4 protein-coding genes are annotated in these 3,199 nt (G+C 67.6%); 2 read left to right on the top strand and 2 right to left on the bottom strand.

The features are described from left to right. Window positions 1–1,123, bottom strand: a 1,123-nt coding sequence (locus tag Raf01_RS48920) for a glycogen debranching N-terminal domain-containing protein (protein ID WP_275413240.1), incomplete at its 3' end; no start/stop codon positions are given. After that, entirely contained in the window at window positions 1,120–1,533 is a 414-nt protein-coding gene (locus Raf01_RS48915) for an SCP2 sterol-binding domain-containing protein (RefSeq protein WP_239134596.1), read from the bottom strand. The genes Raf01_RS48920 and Raf01_RS48915, both read right to left, overlap by 4 nt. Window positions 1,534–1,702: 169 nt before the next feature. Between Raf01_RS48915 and Raf01_RS48910 the strand changes: the two genes are divergently transcribed. Together Raf01_RS48910 and Raf01_RS48905 are read left to right on the top strand one after the other, a co-directional pair. Further along, window positions 1,703–2,077 (top strand): SCP2 sterol-binding domain-containing protein, encoded by a 375-nt coding sequence (locus tag Raf01_RS48910; RefSeq protein ID WP_203925040.1) that lies wholly within the window; start codon window positions 1,703–1,705, stop codon window positions 2,075–2,077. Next, window positions 2,074–3,199: glycogen debranching N-terminal domain-containing protein (locus tag Raf01_RS48905; RefSeq protein ID WP_275413239.1), on the top strand; the 1,126-nt coding region annotated here is incomplete at its 3' end. The genes Raf01_RS48910 and Raf01_RS48905, both read left to right, overlap by 4 nt.

The following is a 3,199-nucleotide window of genomic DNA, read 5'->3' as shown; positions in this document are numbered from 1 at the left end:
TGGCCTCGTCCTCGAACTCCCGTACCAGGGCGGTGTCTCCGGTCCATCGCTCGTACTCGTCGAGCAGGATCACGAACAGCGGAGTCGCGTCGGCGGTCCCGTAGTACGGCGAGGGCGGTCGGTCCTCGAACGCGACCGCTTCGCCATACCGGAACTCGCGAAGGATCTTGCCCGGTTCCTCGTCGCGGAAATCGTCCAGGACCGCGCCCTGGTCGATGCCGAGCATGCGCAGCGTCGCGGCGGCCAGGTCCGGGGCGAAGGGCAGGGCCTGCAGGCTGGCGAGGATGCTGTCCCGACCGACGATGGTCGCCGTCCACGGGGCTCCCGCAGCGGGCATCGCCAGGTGGGGAAGGGTCAACGGCGAGTAGCGGAGCGCGGCGAGGTCGACCAGGCTGCGCCCGTACGTCCTCGTCAGAGGCTCCCAGTCGCACTGCAGCTTCGGTGCCTCGTCGAGCCACCGTCGAAGATCATGATGGAGTTGCGCGCTGGTGTGCCGGTGCCGGTGGTTCAGATGGTCCCGCACGTCCTCGCCGTCGGGACGCAGCACCAGGCTGTGGACACGCAGCGTGGTGTTCCACTGCTCGTGTGGTCCGACGCGGACGTGGTAGGTCAACCCCTGTTCGTCGATGTCTGCCGGCTCCGTCGTGGAGATGTGGGTCTCCCGCTGGAACTTCCCCCGTTGGTAGCCCAGGCACAGGCGGCGATCCTCGACGCGTCGGTACACCCGGCCCGCCGGCTCGCGCTCCAGGTTGATGAGCGGGGCGAAGTCGCTGTCGATGTCCAACCGGACGGTGAAGTCGGCCGGCTCTCCGCGGTGGTTGAGAACGATCAACCGCTCTTCGAAGCCGCCGGCGACCGAGCGCTCGCGGATGACCGATGCCTTGGCGTCCAGGTAGTGGCTCGGAGCGCCGGGCACGAGGAAGAACCGCACTTCGAAGTACTGCGCGTCGTCGATGGCCAACGAGTGCAGCCTCTCTCCGTTGAGACTGAGCCGCCACAGCGACAGAAACCGGGTGTCGAACGAGAAGTACCCGGCCGGCATTGACGGGCCCGCCTCGACGTCGCCGGAATCGTCGCTCAGCACGAAGGTGTTGCCATCGAGGATCCTGACGACGGACTTCATCGCGACCCCGCGGGGACGCGGGGGACGGCGCGTGGGTGGCGCGCCCCCCTGGGTGTGGGAAACAGCCGTTCCAGCACGACGATGAAACGGAACTCGCCCTCGCTCGTGATGTCGTTCCTCATCCAGGCCGACAGCGGATTGGCCTCACCGGAAGCCATGCGTTCGAAGAAAGCCCTGGTGGTGCGGAGAACGGTGTCCGCGTCACGTTCGTCCCGGAAGACCTCGACAGTACCGTTGGTAATGGCGATGAACCAATGGTCTACACCGTGGTCGTGCTCGAGTTCGAGACGTATGGTGCCGTTGGTCTTCCTGGCCAGACGCTGGCCTCCGTGACGGCTGATCTCGTCGAAGAACTCCTCGGTCACACCAGGCAATGGCGCCACCTCCTGGAATCGCCCGCCAACCGGCATCGTCACTCCCATAATGGTGTTGGGGCATCACCCGGGACGGGTGAAGTTCGCGTGCGGGGCAATGCGTCCGGACGGGTTCGCGGGGGCGGAAACCGACCCAACCCGTCAGCCGGCAGGTGGTACTCCGTCCGCTGTGGGCGGGCCAGCGCCGAATCAGGGAGGCTGACGTTTGGACCCCACGGGGGAGTTCTTCACCAGGCTCGGCCAACGTGGGCACGAACCCCTGCTCGAGGACATCAGCGGCACCATACGTTTCGACCTCGAGGGTGAGCACGGCGTCGACCGGTGGTTCCTGGAGATCAGCCAGGGAGACCTGTGCGTCTCGCGGGATGAGCGTGAGAGTGACTGTGTCATCCGCATGGGCCGGGGACTGTTCGACCGGCTCGTCACCGGAGACGAGCGCCAGTATCCGGCCTGGGTACGCACCGAGCTCAGAGCCGAGGGTGAACCGCGGCTGGCGTACCTGTTCCAGCGGCTCCTGCCGGGCCCACCCGGTGCGCGGCACCCACGGGAGTTCGCTCGGGAGCGGAGACGCCGGGCATGACCGAGGACCTCGTCCGGCAACTGGACGGCAACACATTTGTGCTCAGCGAGGAGAACGGCGACATCGACGCGTCGCCCTCGTACCCCACCGGACTGTTCTCGTTCGACACCAGGTTCCTGTCGCGGTGGCTGCTGAGCATCGACGGCGAGCGGCTCAGCCCGCTCACGGTCGACGAGGTCGAATACTTCGAAACCCGGTTCGTCCTCGTCCGAGGTGTCCCCGCCCCCTTGTCCGACCCCGACATCTCGGTCATCCGCGAACGCGCGGTGGACGGCAGTCTCCGGGAACAGTTGACGGTCATCAATCACACAGCGCAACCCATCGACGTGCGTGTCCGGGTCGAGGCCGGCAGCGACTTCGCCGACCTGCTCGAGATCAAGGAAACCCGGCCCAAGAAGGGCACGCTCTACGCCCGGGTCGACAACGGGTGCCTGCTTCTGGGATATCAGCGGGAGACATTCCGGCGGGAGACCGTCATCTCCAGCACCGTCGCGGCCCGGGTCGACGAGCAAGGGCTGACCTACGACGTGCGGATCGCGCCGCACAGCGACTGGGGTACCGAACTGCGCGTGCGGACACTCGGCGCGGACGGGCTCGATCTGCGCGAGGCGTTGCAGGGCCGGCCCAGCCGGGTCCGGACCGAGATGCGTCGCGACCTGGACCGGCGGCTGGCCGACGCGCCGCGCCTGCAGTGCGACTGGGAGCCTCTGACGATGACGTACCGGCGCAGCCTGGTCGACCTCGCCGCGCTGCGGTTCGTACCGTTGACCGGCGCTGGCCAGAGCCTGCCCGCGGCCGGCCTGCCGTGGTTCATGTGCATCTTCGGCCGGGACAGCATCTTCACCAGCCTGCAGGCCCTGCCCTTCGCCCCGGACCTGGCCGCCACGACGCTGCGCATGCTCACGCTGACCCAGGGGACCGTGCTGGACGACTTCCGCGAAGAAGAGCCCGGGAAAATCATGCACGAGCTGCGGTACGGGGAGACGGTCGGGTTCGGTGAGCAGCCGCAGTCGCCGTACTACGGCAGCGCGGACGCGACTCCGCTGTTCGTGATCCTGCTCGACGAGTACGAGCGGTGGACCGGCGACGCCGATGCCGTGCGGGCGTGCCAAGGCGCCGCGC

The sequence above is a fragment of the Rugosimonospora africana genome (assembly GCF_016862975.1).
Taxonomy (GTDB): Bacteria; Actinomycetota; Actinomycetes; order Mycobacteriales; family Micromonosporaceae; genus Rugosimonospora; species Rugosimonospora africana.
Note: the sequence above shows the minus strand (reverse complement) of the source record. Positions and strands in the feature narration are given on the sequence as shown.

Bases quoted from the DNA above. Each gene is read 5' to 3' on its own strand.
- Raf01_RS48915 (WP_239134596.1), bottom strand. From the start codon at position 1,533: ATGCCGGTTGGCGGGCGATTCCAGGAGGTGGCGCCATTGCCTGGTGTG.